The organism is Citrobacter sp. wls619 (assembly GCF_005281345.1).
In the GTDB taxonomy this organism is placed as follows: domain Bacteria; phylum Pseudomonadota; class Gammaproteobacteria; order Enterobacterales; family Enterobacteriaceae; genus Citrobacter.
In genome coordinates this window covers 503-3,150 of sequence record NZ_SZXJ01000061.1, presented here as the reverse complement: position 1 = coordinate 3,150, position 2,648 = coordinate 503, and the positions used below count along the sequence as shown (strand labels likewise).

Annotated in this window: 3 protein-coding genes and 1 pseudogene; all 4 read right to left on the bottom strand. The window is 39.6% G+C overall.

Going from position 1 to position 2,648, the window contains the following annotated elements:
* Window positions 1-90 precede the first annotated feature (90 nt).
* Complete coding sequence (locus tag FDX19_RS13560; protein ID WP_137383121.1) at window positions 91-375, bottom strand: type VI secretion system PAAR protein; 285 nt, start codon at window positions 373-375, stop codon at window positions 91-93.
* 97 nt (window positions 376-472) lie between these two features.
* Complete coding sequence (locus FDX19_RS13555) at window positions 473-1,177, bottom strand: hypothetical protein (RefSeq protein WP_137383120.1); 705 nt, start codon at window positions 1,175-1,177, stop codon at window positions 473-475.
* Window positions 1,178-1,189: 12 nt separating this feature from the next.
* The gene (locus tag FDX19_RS13550; protein ID WP_137383119.1) at window positions 1,190-2,086 is read right to left on the bottom strand and encodes a hypothetical protein; all 897 of its coding nucleotides are present in this window, start codon (window positions 2,084-2,086) and stop codon (window positions 1,190-1,192) included.
* An 82-nt stretch (window positions 2,087-2,168) separates the two neighbouring features.
* Window positions 2,169-2,648: pseudogene (locus FDX19_RS13545) on the bottom strand (type VI secretion system tip protein VgrG); the annotation flags it as partial.

Here is a 2,648-nt window from a genome sequence, read left to right as displayed (position 1 = left end):
TTCACCACCGCAAAGGTGTCCGGCTCCTGACCGTCAACCTCCAGTGTGAAACGCAAACCCTTTAAGGACATATCCGCCCTCCCTGAATGCTCAGCCTATATTCACCGTACCGCCGCCGATAACCACCCCGCCACAGTCCACCGCATCACCGGTTCTGGCGGCGGGCAGGCCGTCAATAAATACCGTGGCAGAACCGCCCGCGATTTTACGCGGATGAGGCGGATGTTCAGGTTTGGAATGCGGTGTCAGCGGGTCGCCCATCCGGGCGGCGGGTAATCCGTCGATAAATACCGTGGGGGAACCTGCAATAATCACGGTCTCGTAATAACCGTCGTGCTGGGTGCCTTTATCGTTAAGTCGGGCGGCTGTGGGCATGTTGAATCTCCAAAAATAAAAAATCAAATAAATAGTTCACTGGTTCTGGCGGCAGGCGTTTACCGTTGATAGATCCCCCCCCCCGAACAGAGTATATTTAATTCTTGATTTTATTTCCCCCCTGAGACATTTCTCCTCGGGATGTTTCACTCCGAAATATCAACTTAAATCGACCATTTTCTATTTGATATTTTTCTTTTAAATAAACCTGAGGAATTGGATTTTTAATTAGCTTATCTGAAATACCATATTCATTTTCTTCATATCTATATATAACATAGTTGTCGATATTTATTGTATAATCAGGCTGAATAACAAAATCAGAGAAACGAACTATATCTTCATAACCAAAAAAGCTACTAAGCAATAAAGCATCAACTAAATCACCTTTTGCATCATAACTATTTATTTGCACATTAAGCAATAATGTGTCTGCTTCACCCACTTTATTATAAATAATTAATTTATAGGTGTTTTTTTCATATGCAAAATAGCCAAGCTCATAATAATGAACATTCCCGCTCACATATGGAGAAAGAAAATTCTCACCCTTTACAGGAATTTTAACTTCTTGTTGATTAAACGAATTTGTTTCTTTGTTATATTTTTCAGGCAGTTTCAATTCTGTCACATCACTATTGATTTTAATGTCTTTATAATAACAGGCCAACTGCGCAGACCGAGTAGAATCAATAGGCAATATTAATTTCTTACTTATTTTCCCATCAAATCCAGAACTTGTTAAAATTACAACACACAGTAAAATCAACCTCAATAGAAATAGCTTTAATTTTTGACACATAATTAATCACCTTTAATCAGTCATTAACTCCAATGTCGGATTATATCCTTGAAAATGAGTATGATGATTGTGATTTATAGCATGTGTGATATTTTTTAACACTGGCTTTTCAGTTTCGCCAGGATGTTCACCTTGCCATACAGCATACCATTCATCCCAGGTACGACCAGTATTAGGACTATTAGTACTATCCCAGTACTTCCACCCCAGAATAGTACCCCAGCCAAATCGGTTTAATTCCTCAATAAATTTATTTTGCCTTTCGATATCTAACCCTTTCCAGCCACAAGGATTTCCTGTTTCGCCGTTTAAATCGAGGTGAATCCCATCACCTGATTTATCCTTTCTTAAATAGCGCATATCTAAATTCATTCCATTTTTATGACTGGAACTAGGAGCCGGAGATATACCTTTCTCGTTACTACCACCATTATAGTTGAAATCAGTATAGCCAGTATTTAACATCGCCCCTAATAAAGAAGCTGTAGTAACGTCATTGGCATAAGGACGCTCTGTATTTATTGCCAATTCAAACTGAACATCACCATTTGAGTAGCTACTTACATTATCGCTTATATTTATGAGATAAATCATACTACCACCTAGTTTATCTTTATACCTACTATCAGCATATGTATCTTCTGTCACTACAATATTATATGTTCCGATCTCGTGTTCATTATTTGATGAATCATGATAAATATACTTCGCTTTGCTTCGTGCATTTTTTAATGCCTGCTCAGTTTTCGTTGTTCCATTGCCCGTTTCATCAATTAGCTTGTATTTTATTTTACCATCATTATATATATGGTATTCAACAGAAGACTTTACTCTTGTAATTTGTTGTTGTTTTATATTATTTTTATCTGTAGATGTGGAACCTACCGTTATTTGATCAGCATCGTTCATGGTATACATTCCTTTATGAGATTTATGTCTAAACAGTCAAATACATAACGATATCTTATTACCTCAACAACCTAAAAAAATATTAAAAAAACAAATGAGTCCTTATTTCCTCCTCATTATTTTTAATAAATACCTCTGTATATCCCTCATCATCTGTCACACCTTCTCTCTGTGTACCATCTGCAAAATGTGCAGCATATCTAGTATTCGTATACGGAACACCATCATCATCTGTGAAATGGAACCTCAGATAATATTTTTCTGGGTCGTCCTGGTCATCGCCGCCCCCGCCATCACCTCCGCCACTTCCGTTACCCTTCCCGTCTCCCGCATCATCACTGTCACCATCTTCTTCTTCCCTCAATGCCTCCAGTACACCCGGTTGCAGCGTCCCCACCGGCGTTCCCGGACTCCCGCCTTCGTTCAGATTTATCTTCGGCCCGACCACATTCACACCGCCCTGATGGATAACGATGAACGAGCCGCCCGCCTTCAGACTTATCTGGCTGCTGCTCTCCAGGACAATGTCACCCTGGACCTTTATTCCCACCGAACCCTTCAC